Consider the following 20,686-nt stretch of genomic DNA (forward strand, 5'->3'; position numbering starts at 1 on the left):
AAGGTCTTGCGCTGTCGGCGGCTCTGGATTCCGGGCTCGCCTGCGGCGCCCCGGAATGACAAGGCGATCGAACCTGAGATCGTCACCTCGATTTCCCAGGCTCGAAAGACAGCCTCTCTGAAAGCCAGCCCTCAATCACACCCGCCGCACTGCCCCATGCGCCGCGCTGGTGGTCAGCATCGCGTAGGCGCGGAGCGCCGTGCTGACCTTGCGCTTGCGCGGGCTCGCCGGCTGCCAGCCGGCCGCCTCCTGTGCGGCCCGGCGCCGCTCCAGCTCAGCAGGCTCGACCGCGAGGTGGATGCTCCGGGCCGGGATGTCGATGGCGATGGTGTCGCCGTCGCGCACGAGGCCGATCAGGCCGCCCTCGGCCGCCTCGGGGGAGACGTGGCCGATCGACAGGCCCGAGGAGCCGCCGGAGAAGCGGCCGTCGGTGACCAGCGCGCAGGCTTTGCCGAGGCCCTTCGATTTCAGGTAGCTCGTCGGATAGAGCATCTCCTGCATGCCGGGGCCGCCGCGCGGGCCCTCGTAGCGGATCAGCACCACCTCGCCGGCCGTGACCTTGCCGTTGAGGATGCCGTCCACCGCCGCGTCCTGGCTCTCGAACACCCGGGCCCGCCCCTCGAAGGTGAGGATCGAGGCATCGACGCCCGCCGTCTTCACGATGCAGCCCTGCTCGGCGAGGTTGCCGTAGAGCACCGCCAGCCCGCCATCCTGCGAATAGGCATGGGCGGCATTGCGGATCACGCCGCCCTCCCGGTCGAGGTCGAGCGCGTCGAAGCGGGATTCCTGGCTGAACGCCACCTGGGTCGGCACGCCGCCGGGGGCTGCGCGGTAGAACTCTTGGACCGAGGCGCTCGGGTCGTTACGCACATCCCAACGGGCGAGCGCCGCGCCGAGGGTCCCGGCCGAGACGTTGCCGGTCTCGGTGTCGATCAGCCCGGCCCGGTCGAGCTCACCCAGGATGCCCATGATCCCGCCCGCCCGGTGGACATCCTCCATGTGGACGTTGGCCACCGCCGGGGCGACCTTGCACAGCACCGGCACACGCCGGGACAGCCGGTCGATATCGGCCATGGTGAACGGCACCTCGCCCTCATGGGCGGCGGCCAGCAGGTGCAGCACCGTGTTGGTCGAGCCGCCCATGGCGATGTCGAGCGTCATGGCGTTCTCGAACGCGGAAAAACTTGCCACGGCGCGCGGCAGCACGCTCGCGTCGTCCTGCTCGTAATGACGGCGGGCGAGGTCGACGATCAGGTGGCCGGCCTCCACGAACAGGCGCTTTCGGTCGGCATGGGTCGCCAGCACCGAGCCGTTGCCCGGCAGGGCGAGGCCCAGAGCCTCGGTGAGGCAGTTCATCGAGTTGGCCGTGAACATGCCCGAGCACGAGCCGCAGGTGGGGCAGGCCGAGCGCTCGATCACCTCGACATCGGCGTCCGAGATCCGGTCGTCGGCCGCCGCGATCATGGCATCGACCAGATCCACTTTCTTCGCGATGCCGGGGAGCTGGACCTTGCCGGCCTCCATTGGGCCGCCGGAGACGAACACGGTGGGGATGTTCAGCCGCAGGCAGGCCATGAGCATGCCGGGGGTGATCTTGTCGCAATTCGAGATGCACACCATCGCGTCGGCGCAGTGCGCGTTGACCATGTACTCGACGGAATCGGCGATCAGCTCCCGGGAGGGCAGCGAGTAGAGCATGCCGTCATGGCCCATCGCGATGCCGTCATCGACCGCGATGGTGTTGAACTCCTTGGCGACGCCGCCGGCCTTCTCGATCTCCCACGCCACCAGCTGGCCGAGATCCTTCAAATGCACGTGGCCGGGAACGAACTGCGTGAACGAGTTCACCACCGCGATGATCGGCTTGCCGAAATCGCCGTCCTTCATGCCGGTGGCGCGCCACAGGCCGCGGGCGCCGGCCATGTTGCGGCCATGGGTGGTGGTGCGGGAACGATAGGCTGGCATCGCGCGGTTCAATCGGTTCAGAAGCGGATCTTTCAAAGGTGGGGGGCTTCTGCGCCCGCCGCCGCGCCGCTGCAAGCGTCGCCGGAACGGGTGCGACCGTGGCATGCTCCTGGCAAATACCAGGATCGAAGAGGGGCTGAGTCGCGCGATGGACCGAGTGGATTTCCTGCGGCGCGCCATCGACCAGGGCCAGGGCCGGACCGAGGCCGACCTCGTGCTCAAGGGCGGGCGCTTCCTCGACCTTGTCACCGGCGATCTCGTGGCCTCTGACATCGCCATCTGCGGGGACCGGATCGTCGGCACCTTCGGCAGCTATCGCGGCCGGCGCGAAGTGGACGTGTCCGGCAAGGTCGTGGTGCCGGGCTTCATCGACACGCATTTCCACGTCGAATCCTCGCTGATGCCGCCGCAGGAATTCGAGCGCTGCGTCCTGCCCCACGGCGTCACCACCGGCATCTGCGACCCGCACGAGATGGCGAACGTGCTCGGCACCGACGCCTTCGCGTGGTTCCTGGCCTCGTCCGAGACCCTGTCGATGGACCTGCGGGTCCAGCTCTCCTCCTGCGTGCCGGCCACCGACCATCTCGAGACCTCAGGGGCGCGGATCGCGGCGGCTGACCTGCTGGCCTTTGCCAACCATCCGAAGGTGATCGGGCTCGCCGAGTTCATGAATTTTCCGGGCGTGCTCGCCGGCGACCCGGGCGCGTTGGAAAAGCTCGCGGCGTTCCAGGGCCGGCATATCGACGGCCACGCACCGCTGCTGCGCGGCGCCGCGCTCAACGGCTACATCGCCGCCGGCATCCGCACCGAGCACGAGGCGACCACGCCCGAAGAGGCGATGGAGAAACTCTCGAAGGGCATGACCGTGCTGATCCGGGAGGGCTCGGTCTCCAAGGACCTGCATGCCCTTGCGCCGATCCTGACCGAAGGCACGGCGCCGTTCCTGGCCTTCTGCACCGACGACCGGAACCCCCTCGACATCGCCGAGGAGGGCCATCTCGACTTCGTCATCCGCACCGCCATCGTGCTGGGGGCGCCGCCGCTGGCGGCCTATCGCGCCGCCTCGTGGTCGGCGGCCCGGGCCTTCGGGCTGCACGACCGCGGCCTCGTGGCGCCAGGCCAACGCGCCGACCTCGTCGTACTCGATGATTTCTTGGATTGCCGCGTCGCGCAGGTGTTCAGCGCCGGGCGGCTGGTGGAGGACGCCTTGTTCGCGAATCGGCCGGCCATCCAGCCGATCGGCCGGGGCAGCTTGCGGGCGCGCCGGGTGACGGCGGCCGATTTCGCGGCCCCGGGCTCCGGGCCCTCGACCCCGGTAATCGGCGTCATGCCGGGCAAGATCATCACCCTCCGGCACGACCTGTCCCTGCCCTATGTCGATGGCGAGCGCCGGATCGACCTGGACCAGGACGTGATCAAGGTCGCCGTGGTCGAGCGCCACGGAAAGACGCCGCCGGGGGAGCGCGGCATCGGCGTCGCCTTCGTGAAGGGGTTCGGGCTGAAGCGCGGCGCCATCGCCTCCTCGGTCGGGCATGACAGCCACAACATCACCGTCGTCGGCGCCGACGATGCCGACATGGCCGTGGCGGTGAACCGGCTCGGCGCCATCGAGGGCGGCTTCGTCGTGGTCGAGGGCGGCCGGGTTCTGGCCGAGATCGCCCTGCCGGTGGCCGGGCTGATGAGCCTTCTGCCGTTCGATTCAATTCGTTCCGCGCTCGTGACCCTGCGGGCGGCGGCGCGCGGCCTCGGCGTCGTGCTGCCGGAGCCGTTCCTCCAAGTGGCGTTCCTGCCGCTGCCGGTGATCCCGCACCTCAAGATCACCGACAAGGGGCTTGTGGATGTCGACCGGTTCGCGCTGGTCGATCCTTGAAAATGAATTGCGCGCAATCTATCTCGGGACTATGCAGAGAAGGGAGGCGGCCCTAGATGCCGACTCTCTTCCTGGAATCGGAGAGTCTCCCATGTCCGTAGACGTGAAGTACCGCACCACCGCGACTGCCACCGGGGGCCGCGACGGCTCGGCGAAGACCGCCGATGGCAGCTTCGAGGTGAAGCTCGCGACCCCGAAGGAGCTCGGCGGCGCTGGCGGCCCGGGCGCGAACCCGGAGCAGCTCTTCGCCTCTGGCTACTCGGCCTGCTTCCTCGGCGCCCTGAAGGCGGTCGCCCCCTCGCTGAAGCTCAAGGTCCCGGCCGAGACCACCGTCACCGCCGATGTCGGCATCGGCCCGCGCTCCGAGGGCGGCTTCGGCATCACGGCCGACCTGACCGTCAGCCTGCCGGGCCTCGACCGCGCCGACGCGCAGAAGCTCGTGGACGCCGCCCACCAGGTCTGCCCGTACTCGAACGCCACCCGCGGCAACGTCGATGTCGGTCTGACGCTCGCCTGAGCCGGGCCGTCATTCGGCCCTTCTCCAACCCTCCCCCTCATCCTGAGGTGCGCGCGAAGCGCGCGCCTCGAAGGAGCCCTCCAGCGGTCGCAGCGATCGCTGGAGCCCTCCTTCGAGGGCGCCGCCAAGTGGCGCCACCTCAGGATGAGGTCGCGGGTGGGATATTTGTAGGGTCGGCAGTGCCCTCCCCGTCATTGCGAGCGCAGCGAAGCAACCCAGGGTCGCGCTACGTCCGCAAATCGCGCGCTGCACTGGGTCGCTTCGCTGCGCTCGCGATGACGGCACAGCTGAATTCCGAAGGGTAAGCGCTTACGCCGCCGCCTGCGCCCGCATGCAGACATGGCCGGCCTCGTCGAGGGTCACGCCCTCGAACCCCTCCCCTGTCCGCCGCCCGCAGACCCGAAACATCTGGTTGGCGGTCATCGGCGAGACGCCGCGATGCGTGAAGGTCCGCGGCATGCGTCCGAGCAGGGTCGCGGCGAGGTTCATCAGCAGCGTCGCCTGGATCGGTCCGTGGACCACGAGGTCAGCGTAGCCTTCCACCTGGGTCGCGTAGGGCTGGTCGTAGTGGAAGCGGTGGCCGTTGAAGGTCATGGCCGAGTAGCGGAACAGCAGCGTCGGCGTCGCCGGCACGGCCCAGACCTGCTCGTAATTGGACGCGTCGTCGCGTTCGGCCACGCCCCCCGCCCCGCTCTGCGCCCCGGCGGCCTCCCGGTAGACGATGTCCTGCCGCTCCCGGATCGCCAGCCCGCGCGCCGTGGCGACCGCATGCTCGACGGTGACGAAGCAGAGCTGGCCGCTACGCCCCTCCTTGAAGGCCACGTTACGCACGGTCTCGGTGCGGGTGACGAGGTCGCCCTCGCGCAACTCGGACAGCGTCTCGACCTGCCCACCGGCCCACATCCGCCGCGGCAGCGGCACCGGCGGCAGGAACCCGCCCTTGGCGGCATGGCCGTCCGGCCCGAGGGAATCGGCGGGCGGCGTCTCCGGGGCGAGGCACCAGTGCAAGGCCGGCGGGGCCGCGCCATCCGGCATCGGAGCGAGGTGCGGCGCGAAGGTCGCCCGGAACTCGGCCAGCAGACGCGGCGTGACGAGGTCCGAGGTCTCGCGGGTGCGGCCGATCCAGGCTTTGAGGTCGGTCATGTCAGTACGAACGCGGCAGGCCGAGCACGTGCTCGGACAGGTAGGCGAGGATCAGGTTCGTGGAGATCGGCGCGACTTGGTAGAGGCGGGTCTCGCGAAATTTGCGCTCGATGTCGTATTCCTCGGCGAAGCCGAACCCGCCATGGGTCTGGATGCAGGCATTGGCGGCCTCGAACGAGGCGTCGGCGGCGAGCATCTTGGCCATGTTGGCCTCCGCGCCCGGATTGGCGCCGGATTCGTAGAGACTCAGCGCCTCGCGGACCATCAGCTCGGCCGCGCGCATGTTGGCGTAGGCTTTGGCGATGGGGAATTGCACGCCCTGGTTGGCGCCAATCGGCCGGCCGAACACCGACCGGTCCGACGCGTAGGCCTTCGCCTTGTCGATGAACCACTTGGCGTCGCCGACGCATTCGGCGGCGATGAGGATGCGCTCGGCATTCATGCCGGATAGGATGTAGCGGAAACCCCTGCCCTCCTCGCCGATCAGGTTCTCCGCCGGCACCCGGAGGTTGTCGAAAAAAACCTCTGTGGTGGCGTGGTTCATCATGGTGCGGATCGGCCGGATGGTCAGGCCGTTGCCGATCGCCTCCCGCATGTCGACGAGCAGCACCGATAGGCCATCGGTGCGCTTCATGTCCTCGGTCTTCGGCGTCGTGCCGGCCAGGAGCAGCATCAGGTCCGAATGCTCGGCCCGGCTGGTCCAGATTTTTTGGCCGTTGACGACGTAGTGGTCCCCGTCGCGCCGGGCGGTGGTCTTCAGGCTGCCGGTATCGGTGCCCGAACTCGGCTCGGTCACCCCGAAGGCCTGAAGCCGCAGGCGGCCCTCGGCGATCGCCGGCAAGTAGGCGGCCTTCTGGGCCTCCGAACCGTGCCGGAGCAGCGTGCCCATCGTGTACATCTGCGCGTGGCAGGCGCCGCCGTTGCAGCCCGCCCGCTGGACCTCCTCCAGGATCGCGGCGGCGGCCGAGAGCGGCAGGCCGGAGCCGCCATACGCTTCCGGGATCAGGACCGAGAGATAGCCGCTCTCGGTGAGCGCGGTCACGAACGCGGTCGGATAGGCCATCTCCCGGTCGAGCGCCCGCCAGTACGGGCCGGGGAACCTGGCGCAGAGCTTGGCGACCGCCTCGCGGATCTCTGTATAGGCTTCCATCGCGCGCCTCAGGCCGTGCGGCCGCCATCGACCGGCAGGTCGATTCCGGTGATGAATTCGGCCTCGTCGGAGGCCAGGAACAGGGCCGCGGCGGCGATGTCCTCGGCGCGCGACATCCGCCCGAGGGGGATCGTCGCGATGAATTTTTCGCGGTTCTCGGGGATGTCGGGCACGCCCATGAAGTGCTCGAGGAGCGCGGTGGCGCCCATCACCGGGCACAGGGCGTTCACCCGGATCTTCCAGGGGGCCAGCTCAAGCGCCAGCGACTTCGAGGCGAGGCTCGCCGCCCCCTTGGAGGCGTTGTACCAGGTCAGCCCCGGGCGCGGCCGGAGCGCCGCCGTCGAGCTGACGTTGAGGATCACGCCGCCGCCCTGGTCGCGCATCAGCGGGGCGATCGTCCGGACGGAGTGGAAGATCGACTTCACGTTCACCCGGAACACCCGGTCGAACTCGTCCTCGGTCACCTCCAGCAGCGGCTTGTTGCGGTGGGTGGTGCCGGCATTGTTGACCAGGATGTGGGGGATGCCGAACCGCTCCCGGGTTTCGGCAACGCTGGCCTCGACATCGGCCGCCGAGCCGACATCCGCGGCGATCGCGATGGCATTCGCGCCGATGCCTGAAGCGACCCGCTCGGCCGCCGCCCGGTCGATATCCACGCAGGCGACCCGGGCGCCCTCGGCGGCGAAGCGCTCGGCGATGCCCGCGCCGAACCCGCTCCCGGCGCCCGTCACGAGTGCGATTTTTTCGCTTAGCCTCATCGTTTCCTCCCGGATTTTGTTTTCAAGCGTGTTCAACGCTTACGCCTCTCCAGACCACCACCTCATCCTGAGGTGCGGACGCGCAGCGGCCGCCTCGAAGGAGCCCTCCAGGGATCGCGGCGCCATCTGGAGGGCTCCTTCGAGGCTCGCGCTTCGCGCAAGCACCTCAAGATGAGGGCGCGGGTGGGTTTCCTGGTGCATCGCGCACTCATCTCTCCGCCTCAAACTCGCGTCGGATCTTTGCGCTGTGCTCGCCGATATCGGGCACCCGGCCGAGCGCACGGACCTCGCCGTCGATCAGGACCGGTGGCGCGACGATGCGGGCCGTTCCCGCCGAGGTCTCGACCTCGGCGCGGACCAGGGCCGGATGGGTGGCGAGGTCGGCCAGGGAGTTGACGAAGCCGTAGGCGGTGCCGGCGGCCTTGAGCCGGGCGGCGGCCGCGTCGCGGCTCAAACGAACCAGGGCGGCGCCGACGCGCAGGTCCACGGCGGCGCGGTTCGCCACCCTAGCGTTGTTCGACGAAAACCCCTCGGCCCGGGCGAGATCCGGCTCGCCCAGCACCGTGTCGCAAAAATTCGCCCATTCGCGCTCGTTCTGGATCGAGATCAGTACGAGGCTGTCGTCGGCGGTGGGATAGGCGCCGTAGGGCGAGATCGAGGGATGGGCGAGGCCGACCCGCTGCGGCTCCCGGCCGGTGCCCTCGAAGTAGAGCAGCGGCACATTCATCCAGTCGGCCGCGCCGCTGAACAGGCTGACCTCCAGGGCGCAGCCTTCGCCGGTTATGGAGCGGGCGATCAGCGCCTCCAGCACCGCCGCATGGGCGTTCATCCCGCAGGCGATGTCGCAGACCGAGACGCCGACGCGGCCCGGGCCGGCCGGGTGGCCGGTGATGCCGGCCATGCCGCTTTCCGCCTGCACCAGCAGGTCGTAGGCCTTCATGTCGCTGTAGGCGTGGCCGGACCCGTAGCCCGAGATATCGACCGTGATCAGCCGCGGGTGGCGCGCCCGCAACTCCGCCGAGCCGAAGCCCGCCCGGGCGGCGGCCCCGGGGGCGAGGTTCTGCACGAACACGTCGGCGTCTTCCAGGATCGCGTGCAGCAGGCGGGCATCGTCCGGATCCTTGATGTCGGCGACGAGGCTCTCCTTGCCGCGGTTGAGCCAGACGAAGTAGCTCGCCAGCCCGTTGACGGCGGAATCGTAGCCGCGGGCGAAATCCCCCTCCGGGCGCTCGATCTTGATCACCCGGGCGCCGGCATCGGCCAGCCGCGAGGTGCAGTAGGGCGCGGCAACGGCCTGCTCCAGAGCCAGGACGGTCAGCCCCTGCAACGGCCGGTTCACACGCATCCAGGCCCCCAATCTCCCGAACGCCCCGCTTCGCGAGGCCGGAACGGGAGGAACTGGGTCGGCCGCGCGCGCCGCCAAGCGGGGGCGGCTGACATCCGGCGCGCAACCGCGGCGCTACTCCGCGGCGCGCAGAGGCCGATGGTCGTGGGCTGCCTCGCCCGGCTCGGCCAGCAATGCGTCCACCGCCTCGGGCTTGTCCCGGAAGGAGAAGCGATGCGCCAGCCGGTCGAGATAGACGTAGATCACCGGCGTCGTGAACAGGGTCAGGATCTGGCTCACAGCGAGGCCGCCGACCATGGCGTAGCCGAGGGGCTGGCGGATCTCGGAGCCGGTACCGGTGGCGAGCATCAGCGGGATGCCGCCGAGCAAAGCCGCCATGGTGGTCATCAAGATCGGTCGGAACCGCAGCAGCGCCGCCTTGCGGATCGCTTCCTCCGGGCTCAAGCCCTCTTCGCGCTCGGCCACGATGGCGAAGTCGATCAGCATGATGCCGTTCTTCTTCACGATGCCGATCAAGAGGATGATGCCGATCAGCGCGATCAGGCTGAAATCGTAACCCGCCCACATCAGCACGGCCAACGCACCGACGCCGGCCGAGGGCAGGGTCGAGAGGATCGTGATCGGGTGGATGAAGCTCTCGTAGAGGATGCCGAGGATCAGGTAGACGACGAACAGGGCCGCCAGGATCAGCAGCGGCACCGTCGACAGCGATTGCTGGAATGCCTGCGCGGTGCCCTGGAAGCCGGTGACCACGGTGGGCGGCACCTCGAGGTCCTTCATGGCCCGGCCAATCGCGTCGGTGGCCTGCCCCAGCGCGACGTTGGGTCCGAGGTTGAAGCTGATCGTCACCGCCGGGAACTGGCCCTGGTGGTTGACCGCTAGCGCCGCCACCGGATCGGTGGTCCAGCGGGCGAAGGCCGCGAGCGGCACCTGCCCGCCACCGATCGGGGCTTTGATGTAGATCTTGTCCAGGCTCTCGACACTGCCCTGCAGGGCCGGGAGCACCTCCAGGATCACGTGATAGCTGTTGAGCTGCGTGAAGTACTGGGCGATCTGCCGCTGGCCGAACGCGTCATAGAGGGTGTCGTCGATCAGTTGGGGCGTGATGCCGTAGCGGGAGGCGGCGTCGCGGTCGATCGCCAGCGTCAGGGTGGTGCCGCGGTTCTGCTGGTCGGTGGCGACGTCGCGCAATTCCGGCAGCGTCTTCATCTTGTCGAGGATGCGCGGCGCCCAGGCGTTCAGTTCGGCGAGATCCGGGTCCTGGAGGGTGTATTCGAACTGCGTCCGCGAGGTCCGGCCGCCGGTGCGCACGTCCTGCGTCGCCTGGATGTAGGTGCGGATCCCTGCGACCCGCTCCAGCTTCGGCCGCAGGCGGCCGATGATCTGGAACGCGTCGGCCTCGCGCTCCTCGCGGGGCTTGAGGGTGATGTACATGCGCCCCGAATTGAGCGCCTGTCCGTTGCCGCCGAGCGACATGCCGACCGTCGCCACGTCCGGATCGGCCTGGACGATCGCCCCGACCTTCTCCTGCAGGGCCTTCATCGCCGAGAACGAGATGTCCTGGCCCGCCTCGGTGACGCCGATCATGAAGCCGGTGTCCTGCTGCGGGAAGAACCCCTTCGGGATGACGATGAACAGGTGGATCGTCAGCGCCAGGGTCGCGAAGAAGGTCAGCAGCGTGATGAACCGGAAGCGCAGGGCGAGGTCGAGGCCGTTCGCGTAGGAGGCCAGCAGCCCGTCGAACACCGCCTCGCTCGCCCGGTACAGGCGGCCGTGGTGGCCGGTGCCGTGGGGCTTGAGGAGGCGGGCCGCCATCATCGGCGTGAGCGTCAGCGCCACGAAGGCCGAGACCGCGATGGTCATCGACAGGACGACGGCGAATTCCCGGAACAGGCGGCCGATGATGCCGCCCATCAGCAGCAGCGGAATCAGCACGGCGATCAGCGACACCGAGATGGAGACGATGGTGAAGCCGATCTCGCCCGCGCCTTTGAACGCGGCCTCCATGGGCCGCATCCCCTCCTCGACGTAACGGCTGATGTTCTCCAGCACGACGATGGCGTCGTCGACCACGAAGCCAACCGAAATGGTGAGCGCCATCAGGGACAGGTTGTCGAGGGTATAGCCGGCCAGCCACATCAGCGCGCAGGCCCCGAGCAGGGCGAGCGGCACGGTCACGCTCGGGATCACGGTCGCCCAGAAGCTGCGCAGGAACACGAAGATCACCCCGACCACCAACACGATGGTGATCAGAAGCGTGAACTGCACGTCCTCCACGGAGGCGCGGATTGTCTGCGTGCGGTCGCTGAGGATGCCGATCTTGATGCCGGCCGGCAGGGTCGCGGTCAGGCGCGGCAGCTGCGCCTTGATGCTGTCCACTGTGTCGATGACGTTGGCGCCGGGCTGCTTGAAGACCACCAGGAACACGCCGCGCTGGCCGTTGGTCCAGCCCGCCTGCTTGGTGTCCTCGGGACCGGCGATTGCGGTGCCGATGTCGCGCACCCGCAGGGGCGCGCCGTCGCGATAGGCGACGATCACGTCGTTCCAGTTCTGCGCCGTGGTGAGCTGGTCGTTGGCGAAGATCGTGTAGCTGTGGCTCACGCCGTCGATGCTGCCCTTCGGGTTGTTCACCGTGGTGAGCGACAGGGGCGTGCGGATATCCTCCAGCGACAGGCCCTTGGCCACGAGCTTGGCCGGATCGACTTGGATCCGCACCGCGGGCTTCTGCTGGCCGCCGATGAACACCTGCGCGACGCCCGAGATCTGGCTGATCCGCTGGGCGAGCTGCACGTCCACCGCATCGTCAACCTCGATCAGCGGCATGCTGTGGGAGGTCGCCGAGAGCAGGAGGATCGGCGAATCGGCTGGGTTGACCTTCCGGTAGGTCGGCGGGGTCGGCAGGTTCTTCGGCAGCTGGCCGCTCGCCGCGTTGATCGCCGCCTGGATGTCGCTGGCCGCGCCGTCGATATTGCGGTTGAGGTCGAACTGGACCGTGACCGTCGAGATTCCGAGCGAGCTTGTCGAGGTCATCTGCGCGACGCCCGGGATCTGCGAGAATTGCCGCTCCAGGGGCTGGGCCACCGAGGAGGCCATGGTCTCCGGGCTGGCGCCGGGCAATTGCGCGGTGACCTGGATTGTCGGGAAATCCACCTGCGGTAGCGGCGCGACGCCGAGCAGCGGATAGGCCACCATCCCGAGGAACAGGATGCCGACCATGATCAGTGTGGTCGCCACTGGGAAGCGGATAAAGGGCGCCGAGATGCCAGCCTTCATGGCAGATCCTCTCGCAGATCCTCACGCGGCATCGCAGCCGCCCTCTCGATGCCGGAGCCCATCACGGATCGGCCTTGGCCGACCGCCCCGGCGCCGTTTCCTCGGCTTGCGCCGTGTGGGACGCATGCGGATCGGCCACGAGGCTGCCGTCCTGGACCTTGTACTGCCCGGCGGTGATCACCCGCTCGCCGGGCTTCAGCTCTCCAGCCAGCACCTGCGTCCGGCCGGAATCGGAGCGCCCGGCCTTCAGCACCCGCTGATGCGCGTGGCCGGATTCGTCGATCACGAAGGCGAACAGGCCGTCGGGCCCGTGCTGGACGGCATCGTCCGGCACCGTCGTGGCCGCCGCCACCGTACCGACCCGCATCTTGGTCGAGACCGAGAGGCCGGGCCACAAAGCGTGGTTCTGGTTCTGGAACACCGCCTTCAGGCGGATCGTGCCGGTGGCGGTATCGACCTGGTTGTTGAACAGGGCGAGCTTGCCCTCGGCCAGCTTGGTCAGCCCGTCCGAGGTCCAGGCCGAGACCGGCACATCGCCCGCCCGCAGGGCCACGACGATCGAGGGCAATTGGTCCTCCGGCGCGGTGAACACCACGAAGATCGGCTCGACCTGGGTGATGGTGACGATCGCCGACAGGCCCGCCGCGGTGACGATGTTGCCGATATCGACCTGCCGGAAACCGGTGACGCCGTCGATCGGCGCCCGGATCGTGGCGTAGCTGAGCTGCGTGGTGGCGTTGTCGATGGACGCTTGGTCGGAGGCGACCTGCGCGGTCAGCTGAGCGACCATGGCGGTCTGGGTCTCGGTCTGCTGGCGCGACGCGTAGGCGCCGAGCCCGGTGTAGCGGACGAGATCCGCCTTGGCGTTGTTGAGGTTGGCGGTGTCCTGCTCCTTCTTGGCCTTCGCCTGGTCCAGGGCGGCCTGATAGGGGCGTGGGTCGATCTGGACCAGGATATCGCCCGCGCGGACCGTCTGGCCCTCGCGGAAGGCGATTTGGCGGATCTCGCCATCGACGCGGGTCCGCACCTGAACGGTGTTGTAGGCCTGGACCGTGCCGAGCCCGTTCAGCACCAGCGCGAACGGCCCCTGCTCGACCATCCCGAGGGTCACCGGCACGAGTACGGGCGCCGCCGCCTTCGCCTTGGTCACCGGCCGCTGCGTCGTGCGCACGTAGCCGTAGGCCCCGCCGCCCAGGAGGGCGAGGGCCACGATCGTCGTCACCAAACCGCGGGACCGCCGCGGCTTCCGCTCACCCGTCATCGGCCGCGGTTCCCCCTCACCGTGGAATGCGACAGCCTCGTCCGATCGAGTCGCTTCGCGATGGCTGTCATCGTGGCTCAGCATGCCTGACTGGCCCTTGCGTGTTCGGGCTGCGCCGGACGCTGCAGAACGCCGATCGAGATTATTGCATTCCCTAGCATACAATCGATGCGGCGATATTCGGGCGCTCTGCCGATCGCCGCCGTGGAAGCATCCGTTATAAGCGAGGCGAGCGCTGCGGGCGGCGCCGATTGCACGCGCGGCAAAGGCATCGCAGATGAGCCGCACGATCGGATCGCCGCGCGGCAATCCGCGGCGCGGACGCGCTCGGGATCGGATGCCGTCGCGTCCGGCCCTACAGCCAGGAGACCGGAACCCCGCATGGCCGAAACGCTGGAACTGGACGGCTTGAACGAGCTGCGGGCCGCCCTTCTCGAAGAGCGGCAGACCATCGTCGCCTCGGTGCGGAAGCTGCGCGACACGCGCCGGCAGAAGGGCACCTTCGTGCTCGGCGACGGCGCGGCCGCGGGCCCGCGGCTGGTCGCGGTGCAACACCAGATCGACGTCGTCGAATCCATCATCGCCACGCTGACGAGGGGTTGAGAGCGGCCCACCGTGCGGATGACGCGCGGCCGAGCGGATCGGACAGGTGCCACGTCCGCGTGTCCGTTTTGTTTCTCAAGTTTGCGCAAGCTTGCGGAGGCTAAGACCGCCGACGGATTCGGATCACGGGCTCGCGCGGAAGCATCCGGTCGCAATGGGGTCGCCCGAATCCCCGTTCCGCGTGACGAAGCCGGCCGGTTGTACAGGTGATGCCTGTATTTGAGGCTGGACTGCGTAAGTGCTGTGCTGATACCGGACCGCAGCTCAAGGCGCGGGATGCCACGACATGGACGCCTTCGATCCCACCGATACAGCGACTGAGGCCGATGCGGCGACCGAGCCGCAGCCCAATGCCGACCTGATCGCCCTCTGGACCGCCCTGGAGGCGGATCGCCGCGCCCGCGACGAGCGGACGGCGCGGCTGCGGGCCATGCAGCTGATCGGTGGGTACGACGAGGCGGTCTGACGATTCGCCAGGCGTCAGGACTCGCCAGCCTCTCCAGAACCCGGCAGACGCGACGCCAGGGCGAACCCGACCGCCACGGCCATCGCCTCGGCCTGCGCGATCAGGGCCGGGTCGCCACTGTCTTGGGCGGCTAGGAGCAGCCCGACCGCGTGCTGTCCCAGCCTGACATCGATGTCGTATGGGTCAGGTCGCTGTGCGTCGCGTTCGTGCGGGCCGGGATCGTTCATGAGGGGCGTGCCGAGGGATTCGAGGAGGCCGGCGCGGGCCTGAACGGCGCCGACGCAGCGACCCAAGCTTGCGTGTCCATGACATCCGCGAAGACGCGCATGACTGCGCTCACCGAGCGCTGGTTTTGCATCGATCCCCGCGATCTGCCTAGCCGGATCCAGAGCGCGGCGCGTCTCGACCGGTGTGCCGCTTCTCGCCGATGTCGGACGGGTCAGCGGTACCCTTGACCCCGCGCCACGCATGATCCTTGCTCCCGTCGCCGCGACGACGAGGTATCCCGTGCTGCTGACGCCCCGCGAGAAGGACAAGCTGCTCATCGCCATGGCGGCGCAGGTGGCGCGCAACCGCCTGGCGCGCGGGGTCAAGCTCAACCATCCCGAGGCGGTGGCGCTGATCACCGACTTCGTCGTCGAGGGCGCCCGCGACGGGCGCAGCGTCGCCGAGCTGATGCAGGCGGGGGCGAACGTGCTCACCGCCGACCAAGTGATGCCCGGCATCGCCGAGATGATCCACGACATCCAGGTGGAAGCGACGTTTCCGGACGGGACCAAGCTCGTGACCGTGCATCACCCGATCCGGGGGGCGGTCTCCACCGATGTGCCCGGCATGGTGACGACGTTGCCCGGCGAGATCGTGTTCAACGCGGGCGCGGACCGCACGGTGATCACGGTGGCCAATACCGGCGACCGGCCGATCCAGGTCGGCTCGCACTATCACTTCTACGAGGTGAATCCGGGCCTCGTCTTCGAGCGCGAGAAGGCGCGCGGGCAGCGCCTCGACATCGCACCCGGCACCGCCGTGCGTTTTGAGCCGGGCTCGACCCGGGAGGTGGTGCTGGTGCCGCTCTCGGGCGGGCGCACCGTGTACGGGTTCCGCGGCGACGTGATGGGTAAGCTATAACTCGGCCGAAAGCCGGCTCGCTGCCCTTGCGGGTCTCTCCCCGATCTCCTTACTGATGTTGCGTACGGTAAGGAGAGGCGCATGAAGGCGGCGGAGGCCAAGATTACGTCTAAGGGTCAGGTGACCGTGCCGGCCTCGCTGCGCAAAGCACTCGGCGTGAAGGCGGGCGACAAGCTGGTCTTCACCCAGGATGCGCATGGCCGTTTCCTGGTCGAGGCACGGACCGATGCGCTGGGCGCGCTTCGCGGCATCGTCGGCCGCGAGAGCTGTGATCCGCTCGCGCCGGTCGATGACGCGCGTATGTCTGACTGGATCGAGGCCAGCCGCGCCGCCCGCTGGAACCGGAGGCACGATGTGGCCGAGGACGACGAGGCGTGATCGGGCTGGACACGAACGTGCTGCTGCGCTGGCTCGTCGATGAAACGGTTTGGCCGGACGATGCGCCGGAACAGACCGCGCTCGCTGCGGAAGCCTTGAGCCGGCGCGACGCCCAGTTCTTCGTCAATGCGGTGGTGCTCGCCGAGACCGTCTGGATTCTGGCGCGGCCCTTGCGCCAGAAGAAGGCCGCTCTCGTCTCGGTGATCCGCCGCTTGCTCAACGCATCGAACGTCGTCCTCGATCACCGCGAAGCGGCCGAGTCCGCCTTGTCGGCCTGGGCCGGCGGCCGGGGCGATTTCGCCGATCACCTCATCGGCGCCATCAACCGCTCGGCCGGATGCGGGACCACGCTGACCTTCGATCGGAAGGCCGAACCCGCGGACGCCCTCACCCGATTGCGCCGGGAGCCCTGACCCGCATGGCCAACACCCCGAAGCCCGCCGCCCTCCCCCGCTCGGCCTATGCCGACATGTTCGGCCCGACCACGGGGGACCGCATCCGGCTCGCCGACACCTGCCTCGAGATCACGGTGGAACGCGACTTCACCACCTACGGCGAGGAGGTGAAGTTCGGCGGCGGCAAGGTCATCCGCGACGGGATGGGCCAGAGCCAGGTCACGAACGCGGCCGGAGCGGTCGACACGGTGATCACCAACGCGGTGGTGCTTGACCATTGGGGCATCGTGAAATGCGATGTCGGCATTGTGCGCGGGCGGATCTTCAAGCTCGGCAAGGCCGGCAACCCCGACGTGCAGCCGGGTGTCGACATCGTGGTCGGCCCCGGCACGGAGGTGATCGCCGGCGAGGGCAAGATCCTCACGGCCGGGGGCTTCGACAGCCACATCCACTTCATCTGCCCGCAGCAGATCGAGGAGGCCCTGTGCTCGGGGGTCACCACAATGCTGGGCGGCGGCACCGGGCCGGCGCACGGCACCTTCGCCACCACCTGCACGCCCGGCCCCTGGCACATCGCCCGGATGATCGAGGCCGCCGATGCTTTCCCGATGAACCTGGCCTTTGCCGGCAAGGGCAACGCCTCGCGGCCGGAAAGCCTGATCGAGATGGTCCGGGCCGGAGCCTGCGCGCTCAAGCTCCACGAGGATTGGGGCACGACACCGGCGGCGATCGACACCTGCCTGTCGGTGGCGGATGCCCACGACATCCAGGTCATGATCCACACCGACACGCTCAACGAATCGGGGTTTGTCGAGGACACGATCGCGGCCTTCAAGGGCCGCACCATCCACGCCTTCCACACCGAGGGGGCGGGCGGCGGCCACGCACCCGACATCATCAAGGTCGCCGGGCTGCCGAACGTGCTCCCGTCGTCCACGAACCCGACGCGGCCCTACACGAAGAATACGATCGACGAGCATCTCGACATGCTCATGGTCTGTCACCACCTCGACCCGTCGATTCCGGAGGACCTCGCCTTCGCGGAGAGCCGGATCCGGCGCGAGACCATCGCGGCCGAGGACATCCTCCACGATATCGGCGCGCTCTCGATGATGTCGTCGGACAGCCAGGCCATGGGCCGGGTCGGCGAGGTCGTGATCCGCACCTGGCAGACTGCCGATAAGATGAAGCGCCAGCGGGGCGCGCTGGCAGGCGACACCTCCGGCACCGACAACCTGCGCGCCCGGCGCTACGTCGCCAAATACACGATCAACCCGGCCATCGCGCACGGCGTGTCGAAGCATATCGGCTCGGTGGAGCCCGGCAAGCTCGCCGACCTCGTGCTCTGGACGCCGGCCTTCTTCGGGGTGAAGCCCGATCTGGTGCTGAAGGGCGGCAGCATCGCGGCCGCGCCGATGGGCGACCCGAACGCCTCGATCCCGACGCCCCAGCCGGTGCATTACCGCCCGATGTTCGGCGCCTACGGCCGCGTGCCCTACGCGACGGCGCTGACCTTCGTCTCCCGGGCGGCGGTGGAGGACGGGTTGCGGGAGCGGCTCGGCGTGCAGAAGCAGCTGGTCGCGGTGGAGAACGTCCGTGGCGGTATCTCCAAGAAGGACATGGTGCTGAACGACGCAACGCCGGTGATCGAGGTCGATCCCGAGACCTACGATGTCCGGGCCGACGGCGAACTGCTGGTCTGCGAGCCGGCCGAGGTGCTGCCGATGGCGCAGCGCTATTTTCTGTTCTGAGCTATCGTGGAGCGGACGGACAGGAGGCCAGAAATGGCGAAGGCCGCGCTGAAAACGCCAGAATCAGATCTCTATGGCACCGATCTCTACCTCTGGACCGAGCAGCAATCCGCTCTGCTCCGGGCTGGCCGATGGTCGGAGATCGACGAGCTAAACGTTGCCGAGGAGATCGAGAGTTTGGGCGGGTCGCAAAAATCCGAGATCCGAAGCCGCCTCGCCGTCCTGATTCTTCACCTGCTGAAATGGGAGTTTCAGCCGGAGAAGCGGAAATACGGCTGGCGTACCACCATCGTGGAGCAGCGCATCCGGATAGACGGCCTATTGGATACGAGCCCGAGCTTGCGATCCTGGCCCGATCATGTGCTGCAAAGTGCTTATCGCCTCGCCGCGCTCGGCGCGTCCAGTGAAACACGTCTTCCGGAGAAGACATTTCCAGAGACGTGTCCGTATGCCGTGAAACAGATCCTCGATCTCGCGTTCTATCCTGGGCCACCCGAAGAGGATCTCGTGTGACGACGAGGAGCCACATCGACATCGCGCGACGATCATGATCCGCGCCACCCGCATCCTCCGCCGCGAGCACCTGTCCGGCGGCGAGATCGTCGACCGGGTCGTCCTGGATTCCGGCGAGCGCCATCGCCGCCGCGTCGCCATGCGCGGCGCCGGGGGCTTGGGGTTTCTGCTCGATCTGCCGGAGGCCGCCGTGCTCGATGACGGCGACGCCCTGGTGCTGGAGGATGGCCGGCTCGTCTGGGTCGAGGCGGCCCCCGAGCGGCTGCTGGAGATCCGCGCCGCGAGCGACCACGCCCTCAAGCGGCTGATCTGGCATATCGGCAACCGGCACATCCCGGCCGAGATCGGCGCGGAGGCAGTCTGGATCGCCGACGATCATGTGCTGGCCGACATGGTCCGGGGCCTGGGCGGCACCGCCGAGCCGGTCGAGCGCCCGTTCCGGCCGGAGGGCGGGGCCTATTCCGGCGGCCACGCCCACGGCCACGATCACCCCCATGGCGGCCACCATCACCACCACGCCGATGGGTGAGAGCCTGGACGCGTTGCGGCTGATGGCGTGGTTGTCGCAGGGCTATCCGGTGGGCGCCTACGCCTATTCGCACGGGCTGGAATGGGCCGCCGAGACCGGCGACGTGCGCGACGAGCCGAGCCTCACCGCCTGGCTCGCCGATGTCTGCGTGCACGGTGCCCTGCGCAACGATCTGATCCTCGCGGCCCATGCCCATCGGGTGGCGGGTTCGGACTCCCCGGACGCGATCGTCGCGATCAACGACCTGGCCCTGGCCCTGGCGCCGTCGCGCGAGTTGCATCTGGAGACCAGCCAGCAGGGCCGCAGCTTCCTCGACGCCACGCTCGGCGCCTGGCCCTGCGAAACCTTCTCGATCTTGGCCGAGCAGTTACCGGGGCCGGTCGCGTATCCGGTGGCGGTCGGTGCGGCGGCGGGCGCGCACGGGATGCCGCTGCCGCCGCTGCTGGCCGCCTACGGGCTCGCCTTCGTTCAAAACCTCGTCTCGGCAGCCTTGCGGGCGGCGCCGGTCGGGCAGGCCGCGGGCACGCGGGTGATCGCCGCCCTGACGCCCCGCATCGTCCGGCTCGCCGAGGACGCGGGCGACGCGGATCTCGACGCGATCGGCTCCGCCACCTTCCGCCTCGATCTCGGCTCGTTCCGGCACGAGACGCAATATTCCCGCATCTTTCGATCCTGAGGGCGCAGCATGACCTCCTCGAACGGCCCGCTCCGCGTCGGCATCGGCGGCCCCGTGGGCTCCGGCAAGACGGCCCTGATGGAGCAACTCTGCAAGCGTTTTCGTGAGCGCTACGAGATCTGCGCGATAACCAACGACATCTACACGAAGGAAGATGCCCGGATCCTGACAGTGGCCGGCGCCCTGCCGGAGGAGCGCATCCTGGGGGTCGAGACCGGCGGCTGCCCGCATACGGCGATCCGCGAGGATGCCTCGATCAATCTGGCGGCAGTCGCCGAGATGAGCCGGCGCTTCCCGAAGCTCGATCTGGTGCTGATCGAATCCGGCGGCGACAACCTGGCGGCGACGTTCTCGCCGGAACTCGCCGACATCACCCTCTACGTGATCGATGTGGCAGGGGGCGAAAAAATTCCCCGCAAGGGTGGCCCGGGCATCACCCGATCGGACCTGCTGATCGTCAACAAGACTGATCTGGCGCCGCTGGTCGGCGCCGATCTCTCGGTGATGGAAGCCGACACCAAGCGGATGCGAGGCGCACGACCCTACGTGTTCGCGTCCTTGCGGGGCGGCGACGGCGCGGATGCCGTCGCGCGCTTCATCGAGGAGGCCGGCGGCCTCGGCCGCTGACCCGACCCCATCGGTTGACCGTTCTCAGCGGCCGGCATCCGCCGAGCGCGAGCGCGGAGAGGTCTTGGGCGACAGACCCATCAGGGCATCCAGCCGGCTCATGCGGGCGTCGAAATCCTTCAGCGCCGACTCACGTGCCTTGGTGGCCGGGTTGGGCAGGGGCTTTGCGTGGACGCGGGCGGAGCGGGCTTCTGCGGCCGATGCGGTGAGTAATGCGGCCAGGGAAAACAGAGTCAGAGCACGAATCATGACGAGGGTCCCTCATGGATTCGCTGCATGAAGCAGCGGGCTCTCCGCGAGAGTATGGTCAGAGGAAGCGTGGCTGCGTGCGCGAGCGC

21 protein-coding genes are annotated in these 20,686 nt (G+C 68.5%); 12 read left to right on the forward strand and 9 right to left on the reverse strand.

Annotation, left to right across the window (positions count from 1 at the left end):
* Nucleotides 1–135 precede the first annotated feature (135 nt).
* Nucleotides 136–1,965, reverse strand: coding sequence for a dihydroxy-acid dehydratase (gene ilvD, locus MKL20_RS23795; RefSeq protein WP_244038740.1), 1,830 nt, complete (start codon nt 1,963–1,965; stop codon nt 136–138).
* A 148-nt stretch (nt 1,966–2,113) separates the two neighbouring features.
* Between ilvD and ade the strand changes: the two genes are divergently transcribed.
* Together ade and MKL20_RS23805 are read left to right on the forward strand one after the other, a co-directional pair.
* On the forward strand, nt 2,114–3,835 hold the full coding sequence (ade, locus tag MKL20_RS23800; RefSeq protein ID WP_244038741.1) for an adenine deaminase: 1,722 nt from the start codon (nt 2,114–2,116) through the stop codon (nt 3,833–3,835).
* A 91-nt stretch (nt 3,836–3,926) separates the two neighbouring features.
* Nucleotides 3,927–4,352, forward strand: a complete 426-nt coding sequence (locus MKL20_RS23805) for an organic hydroperoxide resistance protein (RefSeq protein WP_092039214.1) — start codon at nt 3,927–3,929, stop codon at nt 4,350–4,352.
* Nucleotides 4,353–4,661: 309 nt separating this feature from the next.
* Here the strand turns inward: MKL20_RS23805 and MKL20_RS23810 are convergent, their stop codons facing one another.
* The 6 genes from MKL20_RS23810 to MKL20_RS23835 form a co-directional block, all read right to left on the reverse strand.
* The gene (locus MKL20_RS23810; RefSeq protein WP_244038742.1) at nt 4,662–5,495 is read right to left on the reverse strand and encodes a MaoC family dehydratase N-terminal domain-containing protein; all 834 of its coding nucleotides are present in this window, start codon (nt 5,493–5,495) and stop codon (nt 4,662–4,664) included.
* 1 nt (nt 5,496) lies between these two features.
* Nucleotides 5,497–6,645 carry an acyl-CoA dehydrogenase family protein gene (locus MKL20_RS23815; protein WP_244038743.1) on the reverse strand — a complete coding sequence of 383 codons (1,149 nt, stop codon included), beginning with the start codon at nt 6,643–6,645 and terminating at the stop codon, nt 5,497–5,499.
* 8 nt (nt 6,646–6,653) lie between these two features.
* Nucleotides 6,654–7,403 carry a glucose 1-dehydrogenase gene (locus MKL20_RS23820; protein ID WP_244038744.1) on the reverse strand — a complete coding sequence of 250 codons (750 nt, stop codon included), beginning with the start codon at nt 7,401–7,403 and terminating at the stop codon, nt 6,654–6,656.
* A 208-nt stretch (nt 7,404–7,611) separates the two neighbouring features.
* Nucleotides 7,612–8,748 carry a CaiB/BaiF CoA transferase family protein gene (locus MKL20_RS23825; RefSeq protein ID WP_244038745.1) on the reverse strand — a complete coding sequence of 379 codons (1,137 nt, stop codon included), beginning with the start codon at nt 8,746–8,748 and terminating at the stop codon, nt 7,612–7,614.
* A gap of 114 nt (nt 8,749–8,862) precedes the next feature.
* Nucleotides 8,863–12,021 carry an efflux RND transporter permease subunit gene (locus tag MKL20_RS23830; RefSeq protein ID WP_244038746.1) on the reverse strand — a complete coding sequence of 1,053 codons (3,159 nt, stop codon included), beginning with the start codon at nt 12,019–12,021 and terminating at the stop codon, nt 8,863–8,865.
* Between the two features lie 61 nt (nt 12,022–12,082).
* Nucleotides 12,083–13,282 (reverse strand): efflux RND transporter periplasmic adaptor subunit, encoded by a 1,200-nt coding sequence (locus tag MKL20_RS23835; protein ID WP_409568192.1) that lies wholly within the window; start codon nt 13,280–13,282, stop codon nt 12,083–12,085.
* Between the two features lie 381 nt (nt 13,283–13,663).
* On the opposite strand from MKL20_RS23835, the gene MKL20_RS23840 reads away from it, so the two are divergent.
* Together MKL20_RS23840 and MKL20_RS23845 are read left to right on the forward strand one after the other, a co-directional pair.
* The gene (locus MKL20_RS23840; RefSeq protein ID WP_244038748.1) at nt 13,664–13,885 is read left to right on the forward strand and encodes an HOOK family protein; all 222 of its coding nucleotides are present in this window, start codon (nt 13,664–13,666) and stop codon (nt 13,883–13,885) included.
* A 286-nt stretch (nt 13,886–14,171) separates the two neighbouring features.
* Nucleotides 14,172–14,351: a hypothetical protein gene (locus MKL20_RS23845; RefSeq protein WP_244038749.1), complete on the forward strand. Its 180-nt coding sequence runs from the start codon at nt 14,172–14,174 to the stop codon at nt 14,349–14,351.
* A gap of 14 nt (nt 14,352–14,365) precedes the next feature.
* On the opposite strand, the gene MKL20_RS23850 is transcribed toward MKL20_RS23845, so the two are convergent.
* Nucleotides 14,366–14,644: a hypothetical protein gene (locus tag MKL20_RS23850; protein WP_244038750.1), complete on the reverse strand. Its 279-nt coding sequence runs from the start codon at nt 14,642–14,644 to the stop codon at nt 14,366–14,368.
* 214 nt (nt 14,645–14,858) lie between these two features.
* Between MKL20_RS23850 and MKL20_RS23855 the strand changes: the two genes are divergently transcribed.
* The 8 genes from MKL20_RS23855 (at nt 14,859) to ureG (ending at nt 20,348) form a co-directional block, all read left to right on the forward strand.
* The gene (locus tag MKL20_RS23855; protein ID WP_244038751.1) at nt 14,859–15,479 is read left to right on the forward strand and encodes an urease subunit gamma; all 621 of its coding nucleotides are present in this window, start codon (nt 14,859–14,861) and stop codon (nt 15,477–15,479) included.
* An 81-nt stretch (nt 15,480–15,560) separates the two neighbouring features.
* Nucleotides 15,561–15,857, forward strand: a complete 297-nt coding sequence (locus MKL20_RS23860) for an AbrB/MazE/SpoVT family DNA-binding domain-containing protein (RefSeq protein ID WP_244038752.1) — start codon at nt 15,561–15,563, stop codon at nt 15,855–15,857.
* Nucleotides 15,854–16,270, forward strand: a complete 417-nt coding sequence (locus tag MKL20_RS23865; RefSeq protein ID WP_244038753.1) for a PIN domain-containing protein — start codon at nt 15,854–15,856, stop codon at nt 16,268–16,270. The genes MKL20_RS23860 and MKL20_RS23865 overlap by 4 nt, the downstream gene beginning before the upstream one ends.
* 5 nt (nt 16,271–16,275) lie before the next feature.
* Entirely contained in the window at nt 16,276–18,003 is a 1,728-nt protein-coding gene (gene ureC, locus MKL20_RS23870) for an urease subunit alpha (protein WP_244038754.1), read from the forward strand.
* Between the two features lie 33 nt (nt 18,004–18,036).
* Entirely contained in the window at nt 18,037–18,516 is a 480-nt protein-coding gene (locus MKL20_RS23875; protein WP_244038755.1) for a DUF29 domain-containing protein, read from the forward strand.
* 34 nt (nt 18,517–18,550) lie between these two features.
* Entirely contained in the window at nt 18,551–19,045 is a 495-nt protein-coding gene (locus MKL20_RS23880) for an urease accessory protein UreE (protein ID WP_244038756.1), read from the forward strand.
* Nucleotides 19,011–19,721, forward strand: a complete 711-nt coding sequence (locus MKL20_RS23885) for an urease accessory protein UreF (RefSeq protein WP_244038757.1) — start codon at nt 19,011–19,013, stop codon at nt 19,719–19,721. The genes MKL20_RS23880 and MKL20_RS23885 overlap by 35 nt, the downstream gene beginning before the upstream one ends.
* Before the next feature lie 9 nt (nt 19,722–19,730).
* A complete protein-coding gene (ureG, locus tag MKL20_RS23890; RefSeq protein WP_244038758.1) occupies nt 19,731–20,348 on the forward strand; it encodes an urease accessory protein UreG in 618 nt (205 codons plus the stop codon).
* Nucleotides 20,349–20,372: 24 nt separating this feature from the next.
* Here the strand turns inward: ureG and MKL20_RS23895 are convergent, their stop codons facing one another.
* A complete protein-coding gene (locus MKL20_RS23895; RefSeq protein ID WP_244038759.1) occupies nt 20,373–20,597 on the reverse strand; it encodes a hypothetical protein in 225 nt (74 codons plus the stop codon).
* Nucleotides 20,598–20,686 lie beyond the last annotated feature (89 nt).

The organism is Methylobacterium sp. E-066 (assembly GCF_022829635.1).
Lineage (GTDB): Bacteria > Pseudomonadota > Alphaproteobacteria > Rhizobiales > Beijerinckiaceae > Methylobacterium.

Coding starts and splice junctions, on each gene's coding strand:
- ilvD (WP_244038740.1), bottom strand. CDS start 1,965: ATGCCAGCCTATCGTTCCCGCACCACCACCCATGGCCGCAACATGGCC.
- ade (WP_244038741.1), top strand. CDS start 2,114: ATGGACCGAGTGGATTTCCTGCGGCGCGCCATCGACCAGGGCCAGGGC.
- MKL20_RS23805 (WP_092039214.1), top strand. CDS start 3,927: ATGTCCGTAGACGTGAAGTACCGCACCACCGCGACTGCCACCGGGGGC.
- MKL20_RS23810 (WP_244038742.1), bottom strand. CDS start 5,495: ATGACCGACCTCAAAGCCTGGATCGGCCGCACCCGCGAGACCTCGGAC.
- MKL20_RS23815 (WP_244038743.1), bottom strand. CDS start 6,645: ATGGAAGCCTATACAGAGATCCGCGAGGCGGTCGCCAAGCTCTGCGCC.
- MKL20_RS23820 (WP_244038744.1), bottom strand. CDS start 7,403: ATGAGGCTAAGCGAAAAAATCGCACTCGTGACGGGCGCCGGGAGCGGG.
- MKL20_RS23825 (WP_244038745.1), bottom strand. CDS start 8,748: ATGCGTGTGAACCGGCCGTTGCAGGGGCTGACCGTCCTGGCTCTGGAG.
- MKL20_RS23830 (WP_244038746.1), bottom strand. CDS start 12,021: ATGAAGGCTGGCATCTCGGCGCCCTTTATCCGCTTCCCAGTGGCGACC.
- MKL20_RS23835 (WP_409568192.1), bottom strand. CDS start 13,282: ATGACGGGTGAGCGGAAGCCGCGGCGGTCCCGCGGTTTGGTGACGACG.
- MKL20_RS23840 (WP_244038748.1), top strand. CDS start 13,664: ATGGCCGAAACGCTGGAACTGGACGGCTTGAACGAGCTGCGGGCCGCC.
- MKL20_RS23845 (WP_244038749.1), top strand. CDS start 14,172: ATGGACGCCTTCGATCCCACCGATACAGCGACTGAGGCCGATGCGGCG.
- MKL20_RS23860 (WP_244038752.1), top strand. CDS start 15,561: ATGAAGGCGGCGGAGGCCAAGATTACGTCTAAGGGTCAGGTGACCGTG.
- ureC (WP_244038754.1), top strand. CDS start 16,276: ATGGCCAACACCCCGAAGCCCGCCGCCCTCCCCCGCTCGGCCTATGCC.
- MKL20_RS23875 (WP_244038755.1), top strand. CDS start 18,037: ATGGCGAAGGCCGCGCTGAAAACGCCAGAATCAGATCTCTATGGCACC.
- MKL20_RS23880 (WP_244038756.1), top strand. CDS start 18,551: ATGATCCGCGCCACCCGCATCCTCCGCCGCGAGCACCTGTCCGGCGGC.
- MKL20_RS23885 (WP_244038757.1), top strand. CDS start 19,011: ATGGCGGCCACCATCACCACCACGCCGATGGGTGAGAGCCTGGACGCG.
- ureG (WP_244038758.1), top strand. CDS start 19,731: ATGACCTCCTCGAACGGCCCGCTCCGCGTCGGCATCGGCGGCCCCGTG.
- MKL20_RS23895 (WP_244038759.1), bottom strand. CDS start 20,597: ATGATTCGTGCTCTGACTCTGTTTTCCCTGGCCGCATTACTCACCGCA.